The organism is Burkholderia sp. FL-7-2-10-S1-D7 (assembly GCF_001524185.1).
GTDB classification, from domain to species: Bacteria; Pseudomonadota; Gammaproteobacteria; order Burkholderiales; family Burkholderiaceae; genus Burkholderia; species Burkholderia diffusa.
Window position 1 is genome coordinate 192,096 of record NZ_LOWY01000016.1, and the last position, 16,451, is coordinate 208,546.

The window sequence follows — 16,451 nt, forward strand, 5'->3', positions numbered from 1 at the left end:
GTCAATCGACCGTCCGGTGGCGCGGGCCACGGCGCTTGACGGGCGCCGTTGGCCGCTCGATGCGCTCGTACAGGCGGAAGCGTTCGTCGCGGTCGGCGACGCGACGGCCTTCCCACACGAGACGCCACACGTATTGCGACATCGCGCTCGGCTCGCCGAAGTCCGCGCGGTCCTGGCGCAGGATCACGTCGCAGTCGCCCGAGAATTCGAAGTGCATGTCGCCGAAGTACGCGAAGGTCGCGATCTGCGCATCGCCGAGCCGCACGGGCGCGATGCACTCATAGTCTTTCGGCAGATGCGACGCGATCTGTTGCGCGACATCGCTGTAGGTCCGGCCATAGTTGACGATCGGCAGCCACAGCGTCATCAGCAGCACCCACATCAGCGTGGTGCCCGCGCCCGACAGCACGACGCTGCGCCACAGCACCTTCGGCTGGCGCGAGATGCGCCAGCGCGCGAGCAGGCACCAGCACACGGTGACGATCACCGCGCAGATGAACGAGAGGATCTTGAAGTGCGGTTCGTAGCCCGGCACCAGGCGCGCGAGGTTGCGCGCGAGCGGGTGCGGGAAGCCGGTGAGCGATGCGAGCCATACGAGCCACACGAAGGTGCCGAGGATCGTGAAGCTCAGCACCGCGAACCAGTCGAACGCGTTGATCGCGCCGCGCTTGAGTGTCGGCAGCGCGAAGGTAGCGAGCACCGCGAGCGGCGGCAGCAGCAGCATGTACATGCGGTTCGACTGCTGGCTCTGCAGGATCACGAGCGCGACGAGCGGGACCACGACCGACAGCGGAATCGCGATGTGCGCGCGGCGGCGCATGCCGGCCCAGCTCCACCAGGCCCAGATCGCGAGCGGCCACGCGGGCCACGTGAACAGCGGCAGGTTCTTCGCCGCGTAGGCGAGCACCGCGGTCGGCGGGCCCGAGAAGCGCATCAGGCTGCCGTGGATCCACTGGTTGAAGAACCACGCGGCGTCGTCGGGTGCCGCGTGGAGCGCGGCGAGCGGCCACAGTGCGAAGATCGCCGCCGCGAGCGGCAGGCCGATCAGCGGCAGGCGCAGGTTGCGCATCTCCGGCGTGACGAGCCACAGCGCGGCCGTGCCGGCGAGCAGCGCGACGACGAGCACCGGGTTGCCGGACAGCGCGACGAGGCCGATCGCGACGCCCCACCACAGCGCGCCCTGCATCGGCTTGTCGATGCCGCGCACGATGCCGTACACGAACATCGCGATCCACGCGAACTGCGCGAGCTGCGGCGTCGTTTCGTGGCCGCGCTCCGCGAGCCCGAAGCACGCGACGAGAACGAGCAGCGCGCCGTCGGCGAGCGTGCGGCCGTAGTCGCGCGGCTCCGGCTCGCCGCCGAATGCGTACTTGAACGGCTGGACCTCGGCGCGCCGGCCGAGCAGGTAGGCGGCGTACCAGACGAACGCGCATGCGACGCAGAACAGCACGCCCGTGTCGACGCGCGACGCGTTGCTCGCGTCGACCCACGGTGCCAGCGCGCGGATCGACAGCGCGCCGAGCCAGTAGCCGAGCGGCCCGTCGGTCGTGATGAACTTGCCGACGAGATTCGGCAGCAGCCAGTCGTGCCAGCCGCCGGTGGCCATCGTCCACATCACGCCGAAGCCCGCCGCGTCCTCGTTCTTCCACGGGTCGCGGCCGAACAGGCCGAACGCCGCGTAGAGGAGGCAGAGCGTAAGCAGCAGCCAGCGCGGCAGCGCGCGCGTGGCGGAGGCGGTGAGACGAACGACTGGCTTCATGCAGATGAGCGATTTGTTATGAGCAGGCGGCCGGCGCGGTCATGCGCCGACGGCGCCGGATTCGGGCATCCGGCATTGTAGACGCGCCGGCCCGTGCGCGTCGGACGATTACCCCTGCACCGGCCGCCGTGCGGTGTTTTCCCGGCGAGCGGAGACAAAAAAGGGCAGCCTGGGCTGCCCTTTCGTGCGGTACCGGTGTGTTGCAACCACCGGATCGGTGCGAAGCTTACTTCGCGACCTTGCCGCTGGCGCGTGCGCCGAACTTGTTCTTGAACTTCTCGACACGGCCTGCCGTGTCCATGATCTTTTGCTGACCCGTGTAGAACGAGTGCGATTCCGACGACACTTCGATCTTGGCGAGCGGGTAGGTCTTGCCTTCGTGTTCGATGGTTTCACGCGTCTGGATCGTCGAGCGCGTGATGAACTTGAAGCCGTTCGACATGTCTTGGAAGACGACTTCGCGGTAGTCCGGGTGAATGCCAGGTTTCATGATGTTCCTTGGTGAGAGCGGTAGCCAACCCGCCGCTTGCCGTGCCGGACCGCACGCATTTGCACGATTCAGCCGACGTCAAGCCCGGCGCGAGCCACTTGCCTAAGGTCGAAAAACGGCGATTATGCCAGAAAATCAGACGGTTGACGAATAATTTTCACCACGCTTCATCACGCGTCGAGGGCGCCCGTCCGGGCCGGATCCTGCCGATAGTAGCGGGCGAGCAGCCGGTAGAGCTCCGGAAATTCGGACTCGAACGCACGCGGTCGCACGAACAGCGCCTCGCTGCACACCGCGAAGAACTCCGACGGGTGATCGGCCGCATAGGGATCGATCAGCGAGTCGCGCTCGAAGCGCGCCCACGCGCGATCCGGCACCGCATCGACGCGCGCGCAGAACTGGTCGTATGCATACTCGAACACGTCGGCCCACGCCTGCGCGTCGAGGTGCGGCGCGTGCCAGCGGCGAAAAAGGGGCGGATACCCGTCGGCCTCGCCATTGACCATGTCGATCTTGTGCGCGAACTCGTGGATCACGACGTTGTAGGCGTCGCGGCCGTCCGTCATCTGCGCATCTTCCCACGATAGGATCACCGGGCCGCCTTCCCACGCTTCGCCGCTCGCATCCTGCTCGACTTCATGGACGACGCCGTCCTCGTCCTGCACGGTCTTGCGGATGACGAATTCGCCCGGATACACGACGACGCCGACCCAGCCGTCGTACAGCGACAAATCGAGGTTCAGCACGGGCAGACACGCCTGCGCGGCGATCGCGACGATCATCTCGTCGGTCAGCGCGAGTCCGTGCGCGGTCGAGAACGATTTCTTCGCGATGAACAGGCTCGTCAGCTCGCGCAGCCGGCCCAGGTCGCCGGGCGACAGCGCGTCGAGGAATGGCAGGCGCGCGACGGTGTCCCGCCACAGCTCATCGGGAATCGGATGGCTGCGCAGCGCGCGGTCGCGGCGGCGGTCGTCGAGCCAGCGGGTCAGTTTCGAGAGCATGGAAGCAGCGCGGGAGAATCCAAAGCCTGTCTTTTAACTCAATCGATCTCTTTTTGCCATGCCGCGAAGAGGCCGCCGACGAGCGCGATGCCCGCGAGGAAATAGAAACCGTCGAGCGACGCGAGGAACGACGCCTGTTGCGCGACCATCCGCGCGATCGATGCGATCGCGAGGGCGTGCGCCTCGTTCAGCGCATGGCCGGCAGCCGCGTAGCTGCGCGTGAGCGCGTCGACGGTTTGCTGGAACAGCGGATCGAACACGTTCGCGCGCTCCACGAGCCGCGTCTGATGGACGGCCAGCCGGTGCTGCTCGACGATGATCACCGACGACGTCGCGAACGAGATCGTCAGTTGCCGCACGATGTTCTTCAGCCGGTAGCCGTGCGTGTATTCGTCGATCGCGAAGATGCGGAACGTCAGGTTCGCGACCGGCAGCACGATGAACAGCAGCAACAGCCCGCGCAGCAGCAGCGGGACGATCAGCGCGGCCTCGCCGACCTGGGGCGTCATCCGCGTCATCCACAGCGCTGCGACGATCGCGATTGCGAACCCCGGCACGACGAACCATTTCTTGTGCGTGACGCGCTTCGCGTGGCGCAGGTAGACGAACAGCGCGGTGGCCGAGATCAGCGACATCGTGCCGACCAGGCGCCCGGCGTTCTCGACCGGATAGCCGAGCCCGCCTTCGAGCAGGCGGGAAGTGAGGTAGCCGAAGCCCGTCGACTCGTAGTAATAGAACATGTACAGCAGCAGCCCGACCTGGAACGTGCGCTCGCGAAACGCATGCAGCCGCACGAGCGGCGTCGGATGGTTCCACTGGTGATAGGCGAACCACGCGAGCGCGCCAAGGCCCCCGATCGTCAGCAGGATCAGCATCGGCGAGCCGCTGTAGAGCTGGTAGTGCACCTGCTGCAGCACGATCTGCAGCGCGCCTTGCGCGAGCGCGAACAGGACGTACGGCCAGAAATGCCCGGAGCCGCGTTCGTCGTCGGGCGTCCTGCCCGAATCGGGCAGCGTGAGGAGCGCGAGAATCGCGAACGCGATGCCTGCGGGCGCGGTGCACGCGAACAGCGCACGCCACGTCGAATGCGCGACGAGCAGCCCTCCGACGATCGGCGCAAGTGCGCTGCCGAGCAGGATCATGATCAGGAACGCGCGCGTGGCGGGCGGCCGCTCCTGCGGCTTGAAGCTGATCTGGATCAGGATCCGGCATGCACCCATCATCGGGCCGATGAAGTAACCCTGGAAGCCGCGCGCGAACGCGAGCTCGAGCGACGTGTCGGCGAGCGCGGCCGCGATCGCGCCGAACGAGAACATCAGCATGCAGCCGGCGACGTAGCGGCGGTGGCCGAGACGATCGACCCACCATTGCTGCTGCAGGATGCCGAGCACGGCCGTGACCGCATACGCGCTCGACGACCACACGAGCTCGTCGGGCGACGCGTTGATGCCGCCCGCGATGTAGCTCGCGAAGAACGAGAAGGCCGCGTTGTCGAAGTAGTCGATGCCGGTCACGAGCGCGAGCGCCCACGGGAACAGATCCGCACGCAGGTTCGCACGGCTCCACAGCGGCGGGCGACCCGGCGCGACGTTCATTCCCGCTCCTTGCGCGCGCGCCGTGTGCCGGCTTCGGCTTGTCGCTGCGCGATCAGCGTGTCGGGGTTTTCGCCGGCGAGGCGCCGTTCGATGTAGTCGATGTCGTGCTGCAGTTCCTTGCGCAGCGCGACGGCTTCCTTCAGTTCGCGCTGGACGGCCGCAATCCGCTGGTCGAGCGTGTCGATTTGCTCGGCGAGCCCCGAGCGGATGTCGCGCAACGACGCGTCCGAATAGCGGCGCCGGCCGTCGCCCATTTCTTCGAGCGGGCGCTTGAGCATCTCGGTGATGCCGTGTAGCGAAAAGCCGAGCGCGCGCAGCCGCAGGATGCGGGCGAAGCGTTCGAGATCGGCTTCGTCGTAGAGGCGATAGCGGCCGCCGCTGCGTGACGGCGTGACGAGCCCGCGCTCTTCGTAATACTTCAGTGTGCGCGGCGTGACGCCGAGCCGCGACGCGGCGTCGCTCACGGTCAGCAGCGAGGGGGAGGCGTCGTTCGGCATTCGATTGGCGCGGCTTCGGTTGGGGCGATGGCGCGATTATAGATCAACCTGTACGTTCACGTTCAGGTTGGCGCAAAAAAACGGCTGCCGGGCGAAATGCGCGGGCAGCCGTTCGATGCGGAGCGGTGCGGGGGCGATCAGCCGCCGCGGCGCATCAGATCGAAGAACTCGGAGTTGCTCTTCGTCTGGCGGATCTTGTCGAGCAGGAATTCCATCGCCTCGACTTCGTCCATGTCGTGGATGAACTTGCGCAGCACCCAGATCTTTTGAAGGATCTCGGGCTTGATCAGCATTTCTTCGCGACGCGTGCCCGACTTGTTCAGGTTGATCGACGGATAGACGCGCTTTTCCGCGAGACGGCGCTCGAGGTGCACTTCCATGTTGCCGGTGCCCTTGAACTCTTCGTAGATCACGTCGTCCATGCGGCTGCCGGTTTCGATCAGCGCGGTGCCGATGATGGTCAGCGAGCCGCCTTCCTCGATGTTGCGCGCCGCGCCGAAGAAGCGCTTCGGGCGCTGCAGCGCGTTCGCGTCGACACCGCCCGTCAGCACCTTGCCCGATGCCGGGATCACGGTGTTGTACGCGCGTGCGAGACGCGTGATCGAGTCGAGCAGGATCACGACGTCGTGCTTCATTTCGACGAGGCGCTTGGCCTTCTCGATCACCATTTCGGCGACCTGCACGTGACGCGTGGCCGGTTCGTCGAACGTCGAAGCGATCACTTCGCCGGCGACCGAGCGCTGCATTTCGGTCACTTCTTCAGGGCGCTCGTCGATCAGCAGCACGAACAGGATGACGTCCGGATGGTTCTGCTTGATCGCGTGTGCGATGTGCTGGAGCATCACGGTCTTGCCCGACTTCGGCGACGCGACGAGCAGGCCGCGCTGGCCCTTGCCGATCGGCGCGATCATGTCGATGATGCGGCCCGTGACGTTTTCTTCGCCGCGCATTTCGCGTTCGAGCGACAGCGGCTTGTTCGGGTGCAGCGGCGTGAGGTTCTCGAACATGATCTTGTGTTTCGAGGCCTCGGGCGGCTGCCCGTTGACTTTGTCGACCTTCACCAGCGCGAAGTAGCGCTCGCCGTCCTTCGGCGTGCGGACTTCACCTTCGATGGTGTCGCCGGTGTGCAGGTTGAAGCGGCGGATCTGCGACGGGCTGATATAGATGTCGTCGGTGCTCGCGAGGTACGACATTTCCGGCGAGCGCAGGAAGCCGAAACCGTCCGGCAGCACTTCGAGCGTGCCGTCGCCGAAGATCGTCTCTCCCGTCTTGGCGCGCTTTTTGAGAATGGCGAACATCAGTTCCTGCTTGCGCAGGCGGTTCGCGTTTTCGATCTCCAGGCCATTGGCCATTTCGATCAGTTCGGACACGTGCAGAGACTTGAGCTCGGATAAATGCATACGGAGAACCCGCCAGGGAGGAGATGCGACGAAAAGAAATAAGGGAGGAGGGCGAGCGGAAGCGCTCTGAGACTTAATGCGTCTTGTAGACGTTTTTTGATTCTAGCATACGCCGATTCGCGCCTGAGCGGCCGATCGGCGGCTTGACAGCGGACGTGTTGTCGGTTGACAACACGTCCGCGGAACGGCCGGTATTACAGGTGGCTATCCAGGAATGCGGTGAGCTGCGACTTCGACAGCGCGCCGACCTTCTGCGCGGCGGCCGCGCCGTTCTTGAACAGGATCAGCGTCGGGATGCCGCGCACGCCGAACTTCGCAGGCGTTGCCTGGTTGTCGTCGACGTTGATCTTCGCGATCTGCAGCTTGTCGCCGTAATCCTTCGCGACTTCGTCGAGGATCGGGGCGATCATCTTGCACGGGCCGCACCATTCGGCCCAGAAGTCGACGAGCACGGGCTTGTCGGATTTGACGACGTCCTGTTCGAACGATGCGTCGCTGATGTGTTTGATCTGTTCGCTCATTGGGTCAATACCTCTTACGGTTCGGGGACTGCCTGCTCGGCGCGTTGCGGCGCTCCGGCGGCCTTGTCGGCTGCCGGCCGCTGCCGCAGGTCACTCCCCTCTCCGGAAGGAAGGGCGTAAGCGCTGCTTGGCGCGGCTCGCGGGTCGTTCGGGCGTCATATTAGCCTAAATTGCTATCTGCTGCGGGCGGCGATAGTAGTCGCTACGCGAGTAGGGGTACGACGCGCCGTTTGACCGTTGTGTCCCGAAGGTGGAGTCCGGCGCGCAAAATACAAGAGTCACGAAGCGTCACGATATATGACCGCACGTTCGCGCCGGATTGGAAAGCCCGCACGCGCGTCGGTTTGCTCGATCTTTGGCCTTGTTGCGAACAAACGGTCGCATTCGGCCGGAAGCGGTGATAGAATATGCCGTGACGGGCCTCCTCGCATGGTGGGGCGGTGAACCTGGTCAGGTCGGGAACGAAGCAGCCACAATCGTTTTCCGCCAGTGCCGAGGGTCGGGCTCGTCACCTTTCCTCTCGCCCCGTTCGCCGGGCGTTTTTTATTTCTGCGTCATTCTCCGTTCTGCCTGCGCGTTGCCCGTCTTCCGCACCGTTTCACGTGTCGGCGCGACGCAGCGTTACTGATACAATTTCCCGATGACCTATCAAGTTCTCGCACGCAAGTGGCGTCCGAAGGATTTCGCTTCGCTCGTCGGCCAGGAGCACGTCGTCAGGGCGCTCACGCACGCGCTCGACGGCGGGCGTCTCCATCACGCCTATCTGTTTACCGGAACCCGCGGCGTCGGCAAGACGACGCTGTCGCGGATCTTCGCGAAGGCACTCAACTGCGAAACCGGCGTCACGTCGCAGCCGTGCGGTGTGTGCCGCGCGTGCCGCGAGATCGACGAAGGCCGCTTCGTCGATTACGTTGAAATGGACGCGGCGAGCAACCGCGGCGTCGACGAAATGGCCGCGCTGCTCGAGCGCGCGGTGTACGCGCCCGTCGATGCGCGCTTCAAGGTCTACATGATCGACGAAGTGCACATGCTGACGAATCACGCGTTCAACGCGATGCTGAAGACGCTCGAGGAGCCGCCGCCGCACGTCAAGTTCATCCTCGCGACGACCGATCCGCAGAAGATTCCCGTCACCGTGCTGTCGCGCTGCCTGCAGTTCAACCTGAAGCAGATGCCGGCCGGGCACATCGTGTCGCATCTCGAACGGATCCTCGGCGAAGAGCGGATCTCGTTCGAGCAGCAGGCGCTGCGCCTGCTCGCGCGCGCCGCGCAGGGCAGCATGCGCGATGCGCTGTCGCTGACCGACCAGGCGATCGCCTATTCGGCGAACGAAGTGACCGAATCGGCCGTGTCGGGCATGCTCGGCGCGCTCGACCAGACCTACATGGTGCGCCTGCTCGATGCGCTCGCGGCCGGCAACGGCCCGGAGATTCTCGCGATCGCCGACGAGATGTCGCTGCGCAGCCTGTCTTTTTCCACCGCGCTGCAGGATCTTGCGAGCCTGCTGCACCGGATCGCGTGGGCGCAGTTCGCGCCGGGCTCGGTTCTCGACGAATGGCCGGAAGCGGCCGACCTGCGCCGCTTCGCGGAGACGCTGAGCCCCGAGCAGGTTCAACTGTTCTATCAGATCGCGACGGTCGGACGCGCGGAACTCGGCCTTGCGCCGGACGAATACGCCGGCTTCACGATGACGTTGCTGCGGATGCTCGCGTTCGAGCCGGCCGTCGGCGCCGGCAGTGCGCCGGGCGGTCAGCCGGCCGTGCCGCGTGCCGTACCCGCGCCTGCGCCGCGTGTGGCTGCCGCCGCGTCGGCGGCGCCCAAGCCGTCTTTGGAACAGGCAGCCGCCGCGGACGCAGCACGCCCGCAAGCGGCCGCTCCGGTCGCGCCCGCTGCGCGTCCGTCGCCGGCCCGGTCTGACGACGCGGTGACTTCGCCCGCCGTGAAGCCTGTTTCGACGCCGGCTGCGGCTGCAGCGCCGCAGCCGGAAGCAAACCCGGCACCGCAGGCAGCACCGACGCGCGACGCGCTGCCCACTGTCCGCAGCGAACCCGAATTGCCTGCTGCCGCCAAGCGCAACGACGAACCAGCGCCGGCTGCCGAACAGGCGCCGCGTGCCGTGCCGGCCGAGCCCGCCGCGCGCCCGGGGGGCCGCGGGGGGGCGGCTGCCGCACTCGACGTACTACGCAATGCCGGCATGCGCGTGTCGTCCGACCGTTCGCGGGCGGGCGGCGCGTCGAAGCCGGCGGCGGCCCAGCCGGCCCCGGAGAAACCGGCGGCATCGCGACCTGCCGTGCAGGTGCCGACGCCGCGCGCGACGGCACGTGCGCCGCAGCCAGCCGACACGCGCCAGGCCCCGCCGCCGTGGGAAGACATTCCGCCGGACGAATACGTGCCGCTCAGCGCCGACGAGATGTTCGGCGGTGCGGCGGACGACGGCTTCGTGCCTGTGTTCGACAGCGGCCCCGATGACGTGCGCATTGCGCCGAAGGCGGCGGAGGCCCGTCCGTCCGCACCGGTCGACACGCGCCCGCTGCCGCCCGCGATCGCGCTCGACCCGGTCGGCTTCGACGGCGAATGGCCGGCGCTGGCCGCACGGTTGCCGCTGAAGGGCGTCGCGTATCAGCTCGCGTTCAACAGCGAGTTGACGGCCGTCGACGCGACGACGTTGAAATTGTCCGTGCCGGTGCCGCAGTATGCGGACGCCGCCCAGGTCGCGAAGCTGAAGGCCGCCTTGGCCGACGCGCTCGGCAAGCCCGTCGAGGTCGCGGTCGAGGTCGGGCCCGCGCGGCGCACCGCGGCGGCGCTGGATGCGGCCGCGCGTGCGGCACGCCAGCGCGAGGCCGAGCAGGACATCCATGGCGATCCGTTCGTCCAGCAACTCGTGCGTGACTTCGGTGCACGTATCGTCGAAGGTTCGGTGCGGCCGCTCGTCGATTCGGCGCCGGACGGCACATCGCCGACGCTGCATTGAACGAATCGCACCGCGACAGGCACAATCACGCCCGCACATATTGACCGGCACGCGCCGCGTGCCGGTTTTCACACGATCAAGAAGGAGTATTCCCATGTTGAAAGGCAACCTCGCCGGACTGATGAAGCAAGCGCAGCAAATGCAGGAAAACATGAAGAAGATGCAGGAGCAGCTTGCGCAGATCGAAGTCGAAGGGCAGTCGGGTGCCGGGCTCGTCAAGGTGACGATGACCTGCCGCAACGAAGTGCGTCGCGTGGCAATCGACCCGAGCCTCCTCGCGGACGACAAGGACATGCTCGAGGATCTGGTCGCGGCAGCGTTCAACGATGCCGTGCGCAAGGCCGAGGCGACGTCGCAGGAAAAGATGAGCGGCATGACGTCCGGCCTGCCGTTGCCCCCGGGCTTCAAGCTGCCGTTCTGAGCGCAGCGTCCGTTCAGTCCGATCAGCTCGTTCCGCTTTCAGCCGCCGTATGAAACAGCCGTCCGCCCTGTCCGCGCTCGTCGAAGCGTTGCGCGTCTTGCCCGGCGTCGGGCCGAAATCCGCGCAGCGCATGGCGTACCACCTGATGCAGCACGATCGGGAGGGCGCGGAGCGGCTCGGCCGGTCGCTGCTGTTCGCGACCGAGCACCTGCAGCACTGCGAGAAGTGCAATACGTTCACGGAAGCGCAGATCTGCGAGGTGTGCAGCGACGAGGAGCGTGATCCGACGCTGCTGTGCGTCGTCGAGACACCGGCCGACCAGATCATGCTCGAGCAGACGATGACGTATCGCGGGCTGTATTTCGTGCTGATGGGGCGGCTGAGCCCGCTCGACGGGATCGGCCCGAAGGAAATCCATTTCGACCGCCTCGTGCGACGCGCGACCGACGGGATCGTCAAGGAGGTCGTGCTTGCGACCAACTTCACGAACGAGGGCGAGGCCACCGCGCACTACCTCGGCCAGACGCTGAAGGCGCGCGGGCTCGCGGTCACGCGCCTCGCGCGTGGCGTGCCGGTGGGCGGCGAGCTCGAATACGTCGACGCGGGCACGATCGCCCGCGCGATGCTCGACCGCCGCACGATGTAAGCCGGGCGCCGCCGGCCGGCGGCGCCGTTCCTCATGTCAGGGAGACACATGAGCGCCAGTCAGGGCCCCCTCGCGGGCGTCAAAGTGCTCGAATTCGGGACGCTGATCGCGGGGCCGTTCGCGTCGCGCCTCTTCGGCGAATTCGGCGCGGAAGTGATCAAGATCGAGGATCCGAACGGCGGCGACCCGCTGCGCAAGTGGCGCAAGCTGCATCCGGAGCAGGGCGGTACGTCGCTGTGGTGGTCGGTCCAGGCCCGCAACAAGAAATCGGTCACCCTCAACCTGAAATCCGATGCCGGCAAGACGATCGCGCGGCAACTCGCGCGCGAGGCCGACATCGTGATCGAAAACTTCCGCCCGGGCCTGCTCGAGAAGCTCGGGCTCGGCTACGACGTGCTGTCGGCCGACAACCCCGGTCTCGTGATGGTGCGCCTGTCCGGCTACGGGCAGACGGGCCCGTACCGCGACCGGCCGGGCTTTGGCGCGATCGCCGAATCGATGGGCGGGTTGCGCCACATCACCGGCTATCCGGACCTGCCGCCGCCGCGCATCGGCATCTCGATCGGCGACTCGATCGCCGCGCTGCACGGCGTGATCGGCGGGCTGATGGCACTTCACCACCGCAAGGTGAACGGCGGCGCGGGGCAGGTGGTCGACGTCGCGCTGTATGAAGCGGTGTTCAACATGATGGAAAGCGTGGTGCCGGAGTACGGCGTGTACGGGATGGTGCGCGAGCGCACCGGCGCGTCGTTGCCGGGCATCGTGCCGTCGAACACCTACGCGTGCCGCGACGGCAGCATCGTGATCGGCGGCAACAGCGACCCGATCTTCAAGCGGCTGATGAAGGCGATCGAACGCGACGATCTCGCCGACGATCCGGCGCTTGCACGGAACGACGGCCGCGTGCCGCGCACGCAGGAGATCGACGATGCGATCGCCGCGTGGCTCGCGCCGCGTACGATCGACGAGGCGCTCGCCGTGCTCAACGCCGCCGACGTGCCCGCCGGGCGCATCTACAGCGCCGCCGACATGTTCACCGATCCGCAGTTCGTCGCGCGGCAGATGATCCAGCGCTTCAAACTGGCCGACGGCACCGACATTCCGCTGCCGAACATCACGCCGAAATTGTCCGACACACCGGGCGAAACGCGCTGGCTCGGGCCCGAACTCGGCGAGCATACGGACGAGGTGCTGCGCGGCCTCGGTTACGACGCACAGGCGATCGCCGCGCTGCGCGAGGCCGGCGCGATCTGAGTGCCCCAAGGCCGGGCGCTTCGCGTCGGGCTTCAGCGAGGGCAGCCTCTCCCGAGGGGCACGCTTCGGGGCGGAAAACGCCGGGCGGCACAACGTTGTCTCGCGCCCGCGGAACGCCGCCGTGCAATGCGGCGGCGCACCGCGCGCGCGGCGTGCATGCAGGCCCGTCCGCAGCCGCCTGACTGTCGCTCTCGCGCCATCTTTCCTCGGTTACAATCGCCGGATGCGAATCCTACTCAGCAACGACGACGGCTATCTCGCCCCCGGTCTCGCCGCGCTCAGCGACGCGCTGCAGCCGCTGGCCGACCTCACGGTGATCGCGCCCGAGCAGAACTGCAGCGGCGCATCGAATTCCCTCACGCTGTCGCGGCCGCTGTCGGTGCAGCGCGCGCCGAATACGGGTTTCTTCTACGTGAATGGCACGCCGACCGATTCAGTGCACGTCGCGTTGACAGGGATGGCCGACGCGAGGCCCGACCTCGTCGTGTCCGGGATCAACAACGGCCAGAACATGGGCGAAGACACGCTCTATTCAGGGACCGTTGCGGCCGCCACCGAAGGCATCATGTTCGGCGTGCCGGCCATCGCGTTTTCGCTGGCCGAGAAGGGCTGGGCGCATCTGACGGACGCGGCGCGCGTCGCCGCGGAAATCGTCGAACACTATCTCGCGCATCCGCTACCCGGTCAGCCGCTGCTGAACGTCAATATTCCGAATCTGCCGTATGGGGAACTGAAAGGCTGGCAGGTCACGCGCCTCGGCAAGCGTCACCCGTCCCAGCCGGTGATTCGCCAGACCGACCCGCGCGGCGAGCCGGTCTACTGGATCGGTGCCGCGGGTGCTGCGCTGGACGCGAGCGAAGGCACCGATTTCCACGCCGTCGCAAACGGTTTCGTATCGATCACCCCGCTGCAGCTCGATCTCACGCATACGCAAATGCTGCCCGCAACGCGCGAATGGGTGCGCGCAGGAGGGCGGGCTTCATGAGCGGCGAGCGCGCGAAGCGGTTTCCGCTCGCGCTCGAAGATCTCAAGCGAGCGCCACGCAAATCGGAAGGCCGGGCCGGCGAACGCCATGCGGCGGGCTCGGTGCCGAAGGCCGTCGACAAGTCCGCCGCCGTGCCGAAGCCGGTGGCGGTGAAGACGGGCGTCGCCCGCCCGGTGCCCGGCACGACCGCCGCGAAGCCGGCGACCGCGCCGAAACCGACCGCGCTGAAGCCGGCGATGCCCAAGCCGGCTGCGCCGAGCGTCGCGCCGGCCGGTGCGTTCGCGCTGACGTCGGAACGTGTGCGCGAACGCATGGTCGAACGCCTGCGCGCGAACGGCGTGACCGATGCGCGCGTGCTGGATGCGATGGCGGCGGTGCCGCGTCACATGTTCGTGGATCCGGGGCTCGCGACGCAGGCCTATGAGGATGCCGCGCTGCCGATCGGTCACCAGCAAACGATTTCAAAGCCGTCGGTCGTCGCGCGCATGATCGAGCTCGCGATGGCCGGCCGCACGCTCGAGCGCGTGCTCGAGATCGGCACCGGTTGCGGCTACCAGGCCGCGGTGCTGAGTCACGTGGCACGCGACGTGTATTCGATTGAACGCATCAAGCCGCTCTACGAGCGCGCAAAGCTGAACCTGCGGCCGCTGCGCGTGCCGAACATCCGTCTGCATTACGGCGACGGGCGTGTCGGTCTGCCGTCCGCGGGCCCGTTCGACGCGATCGTGATCGCGGCGGCGGGGCTCGACGTGCCACAGGCGCTGCTCGAGCAGCTCGCGATCGGCGGGCGGCTCGTCGCGCCGGTCGGCGCGCAGAGCGGGCAGCCCCAGGTGCTCACGCTCGTCGAGCGCGTCGCGCACGCGCAATGGCGGGAGTCGCGGCTTGATCGCGTTTTCTTTGTCCCTTTAAAATCCGGAGTGATTTGAAACCGATGAGTATGTTGCGCGCGATGCAAAACAACCGAACCAGGGAACCGCTCACGTTCGCCCAGCGCGCGATCTGTGTGGCTGCGTTCTCCACGCTACTGGCCGCCTGTGCGACGCGGCTCGACAACGCGCCCGTCGTCGACCGCTCCGGAGCGCTCGGCACGACCACCGCCGCCCAGCCGGCGGTGCCGCTCGGGCCGCCGCCGCCCGGGTTCTACCGTGTGAAACCGGGCGATACGCTGTACCGGATCGCGCTCGAAAACGGACAGAACTATCGCGACATCGCCGCGTGGAACAACCTGGCGAACCCGAACCAGATCGAGGTCGACCAACTGCTGCGCGTCGCGCCGCCGGGCGGTGCCGCGGTTGCAGGCTCGCAGGTTGCCGCGCCGATCGCAGGCGCCGCCGTCGCGACCGCACCGCTCAGCAGCGGCCCCGCGACGCCGGCCGCAGGCTCGTCGTCCGCGGTCACGCCGCCGGCTGCCGCCGCATCGAGCGATACGGCCGCAGCGCCGAGCGGCCCCGTGACGTTCGCATGGCCCGTGCGCGGCCCGGTGCTGAACGGTTTCGACGACGCGAAGAACAAGGGCGTCAATATTGGCGGCACGTCCGGCGAGGCCGTGAAGGCGGCGGCCGACGGCCGCGTCGTCTACTCGGGCAACGGCCTGCGTGGCTACGGCAATCTCATTATCATCAAACACGATGCAACTTACCTCACGGCGTATGCACACAATCGCGCTTTGATGGTAAAAGAGGGGGACGCGGTAACGAAGGGGCAAAAGATCGCCGAGATGGGTAACAGCGATGCCGACCGCGTGATGCTGCATTTCGAGGTTCGCCGGCAGGGTAAACCTGTCGATCCGCTGAAGTATTTGCCGCCTCAATAACCGAGACGACCATGCCGAAATCGAAGCGCCACGAGCCGCAAGCCGAGTCTGAGAAGATCAGTCGTGCCACGCAAGCATCGGTGGAGCGAGCTGGCGCTTCGACGGACGACGAAGAAGACGTCGCGGAAAACGAACGTGATCTCGAGGCACGCGACGCCGAAGCGGACGGCGACGACGAGCCCGAAGGCCGTGCGGAAGCCGCGCCCGACGTCGACGATTTCCGCGCATTGCTGCAAGCCGAACTCACGGCCGACACGATCCAACATTACCTGAATCGCATCAGCGTGAAGCCGCTCCTGACCGTCGAGGAGGAGCAACGCTATTCGCGTCTCGCGAAGGCCGGCGAATTCGAGGCGCGGCAGGTGATGATCGAGCGCAACCTGCGTCTCGTCGTCAGCATCGCGAAGGGTTACCTGAACCGCGGCGTGCCGCTGCTCGACCTGATCGAGGAAGGCAACCTCGGCCTGATGCACGCGATCGAGAAATTCGACCCGACGCGCGGCTTTCGTTTCTCGACCTACGCGACGTGGTGGATCCGCCAGAGCATCGAACGGGCGATCATGAACCAGGCGCGCACCGTGCGCCTGCCCGTTCACGTGATCCGCGAACTGAACCAGGTGCTGCGTGCGAAGCGCCACCTCGAAAAGAATTCGATGTCGACGGGCGAGGCGGCCGAGCGCCGCGAAGCCAGCATCGACGACATCGCCTATCTCACCGGCAAGACCGCCGAGGAAGTCACCGACATCCTTGCGCTCAACGAGCACACCGCGTCGCTCGACGCACCGCTCGATCTCGATCCCGCGAGCAGCCTGCTCGACCTGCTGCCCGACGACCAGAGCCAGTCGCCCGACGCCGAGGTGCAGCACCGCGAACTCGAGACGCTCACGCGCGCGTGGCTGTCGCGGCTGTCCGACAAGCATCGGCACGTGATCGAGCGCCGCTTCGGCCTGAACCACATCGAACCGGCCACGCTCGAGGAGCTGGCCGACGAGATGGGGCTCACGCGCGAGCGGGTGCGGCAGATCCAGCAGGAAGCGCTGGTGCGCCTCAAGCGGTTCTTTGCCTCCAACGGCGTGCGCAAGGACGCCGTTCTGTAAC

General features: G+C 66.8%; 15 protein-coding genes and 1 other RNA gene. 9 read left to right on the top strand and 7 right to left on the bottom strand.

Annotated features, from left to right (window positions below; all coding sequences use genetic code 11):
• Nucleotide 1: 1 nt before the first annotated feature.
• The 7 genes from WS75_RS08660 to trxA form a co-directional block, all read right to left on the bottom strand.
• On the bottom strand, nucleotides 2–1,759 hold the full coding sequence (locus WS75_RS08660) for an ArnT family glycosyltransferase (RefSeq protein ID WP_059680108.1): 1,758 nt from the start codon (nucleotides 1,757–1,759) through the stop codon (nucleotides 2–4).
• Between the two features lie 226 nt (nucleotides 1,760–1,985).
• Nucleotides 1,986–2,249 (bottom strand): type B 50S ribosomal protein L31, encoded by a 264-nt coding sequence (locus WS75_RS08665; protein ID WP_040144297.1) that lies wholly within the window; start codon nucleotides 2,247–2,249, stop codon nucleotides 1,986–1,988.
• Nucleotides 2,250–2,419: 170 nt separating this feature from the next.
• Nucleotides 2,420–3,250 carry a zinc-dependent peptidase gene (locus tag WS75_RS08670; protein WP_059680109.1) on the bottom strand — a complete coding sequence of 277 codons (831 nt, stop codon included), beginning with the start codon at nucleotides 3,248–3,250 and terminating at the stop codon, nucleotides 2,420–2,422.
• 38 nt (nucleotides 3,251–3,288) lie between these two features.
• Nucleotides 3,289–4,845, bottom strand: a complete 1,557-nt coding sequence (locus WS75_RS08675) for an MFS transporter (RefSeq protein ID WP_059680110.1) — start codon at nucleotides 4,843–4,845, stop codon at nucleotides 3,289–3,291.
• Nucleotides 4,842–5,342 carry a MerR family transcriptional regulator gene (locus WS75_RS08680; RefSeq protein ID WP_059680111.1) on the bottom strand — a complete coding sequence of 167 codons (501 nt, stop codon included), beginning with the start codon at nucleotides 5,340–5,342 and terminating at the stop codon, nucleotides 4,842–4,844. Before WS75_RS08680 ends, WS75_RS08675 begins: the two co-directional genes overlap by 4 nt.
• A gap of 137 nt (nucleotides 5,343–5,479) precedes the next feature.
• Nucleotides 5,480–6,742, bottom strand: a complete 1,263-nt coding sequence (gene rho / locus WS75_RS08685; protein WP_006478662.1) for a transcription termination factor Rho — start codon at nucleotides 6,740–6,742, stop codon at nucleotides 5,480–5,482.
• Between the two features lie 194 nt (nucleotides 6,743–6,936).
• Nucleotides 6,937–7,263 (bottom strand): thioredoxin TrxA, encoded by a 327-nt coding sequence (gene trxA / locus WS75_RS08690; RefSeq protein WP_006402348.1) that lies wholly within the window; start codon nucleotides 7,261–7,263, stop codon nucleotides 6,937–6,939.
• A gap of 414 nt (nucleotides 7,264–7,677) precedes the next feature.
• Between trxA and ffs the strand changes: the two genes are divergently transcribed.
• The 9 genes from ffs to rpoS all read left to right on the top strand — a co-directional run bounded on the left by ffs (nucleotide 7,678) and on the right by rpoS (nucleotide 16,450).
• Nucleotides 7,678–7,776: signal recognition particle sRNA small type (gene ffs, locus WS75_RS08695), an RNA gene on the top strand.
• Between the two features lie 127 nt (nucleotides 7,777–7,903).
• A complete protein-coding gene (gene dnaX / locus WS75_RS08700; protein ID WP_059680112.1) occupies nucleotides 7,904–10,234 on the top strand; it encodes a DNA polymerase III subunit gamma/tau in 2,331 nt (776 codons plus the stop codon).
• 94 nt (nucleotides 10,235–10,328) lie between these two features.
• Entirely contained in the window at nucleotides 10,329–10,655 is a 327-nt protein-coding gene (locus tag WS75_RS08705; protein ID WP_006755698.1) for a YbaB/EbfC family nucleoid-associated protein, read from the top strand.
• Nucleotides 10,656–10,704: 49 nt separating this feature from the next.
• The gene (gene recR, locus WS75_RS08710) at nucleotides 10,705–11,301 is read left to right on the top strand and encodes a recombination mediator RecR (RefSeq protein ID WP_059680113.1); all 597 of its coding nucleotides are present in this window, start codon (nucleotides 10,705–10,707) and stop codon (nucleotides 11,299–11,301) included.
• Between the two features lie 48 nt (nucleotides 11,302–11,349).
• Nucleotides 11,350–12,555, top strand: a complete 1,206-nt coding sequence (locus WS75_RS08715) for a CaiB/BaiF CoA transferase family protein (protein WP_059680114.1) — start codon at nucleotides 11,350–11,352, stop codon at nucleotides 12,553–12,555.
• A gap of 223 nt (nucleotides 12,556–12,778) precedes the next feature.
• Nucleotides 12,779–13,540 (top strand): 5'/3'-nucleotidase SurE, encoded by a 762-nt coding sequence (gene surE, locus WS75_RS08720; RefSeq protein ID WP_059680115.1) that lies wholly within the window; start codon nucleotides 12,779–12,781, stop codon nucleotides 13,538–13,540.
• Nucleotides 13,537–14,466 carry a protein-L-isoaspartate(D-aspartate) O-methyltransferase gene (locus WS75_RS08725; protein ID WP_059680116.1) on the top strand — a complete coding sequence of 310 codons (930 nt, stop codon included), beginning with the start codon at nucleotides 13,537–13,539 and terminating at the stop codon, nucleotides 14,464–14,466. The genes surE and WS75_RS08725 overlap by 4 nt, the downstream gene beginning before the upstream one ends.
• 5 nt (nucleotides 14,467–14,471) lie before the next feature.
• Entirely contained in the window at nucleotides 14,472–15,353 is an 882-nt protein-coding gene (locus WS75_RS08730) for a peptidoglycan DD-metalloendopeptidase family protein (protein WP_059680117.1), read from the top strand.
• Between the two features lie 11 nt (nucleotides 15,354–15,364).
• Nucleotides 15,365–16,450: an RNA polymerase sigma factor RpoS gene (gene rpoS / locus WS75_RS08735; protein WP_059680118.1), complete on the top strand. Its 1,086-nt coding sequence runs from the start codon at nucleotides 15,365–15,367 to the stop codon at nucleotides 16,448–16,450.
• Nucleotide 16,451 lies beyond the last annotated feature (1 nt).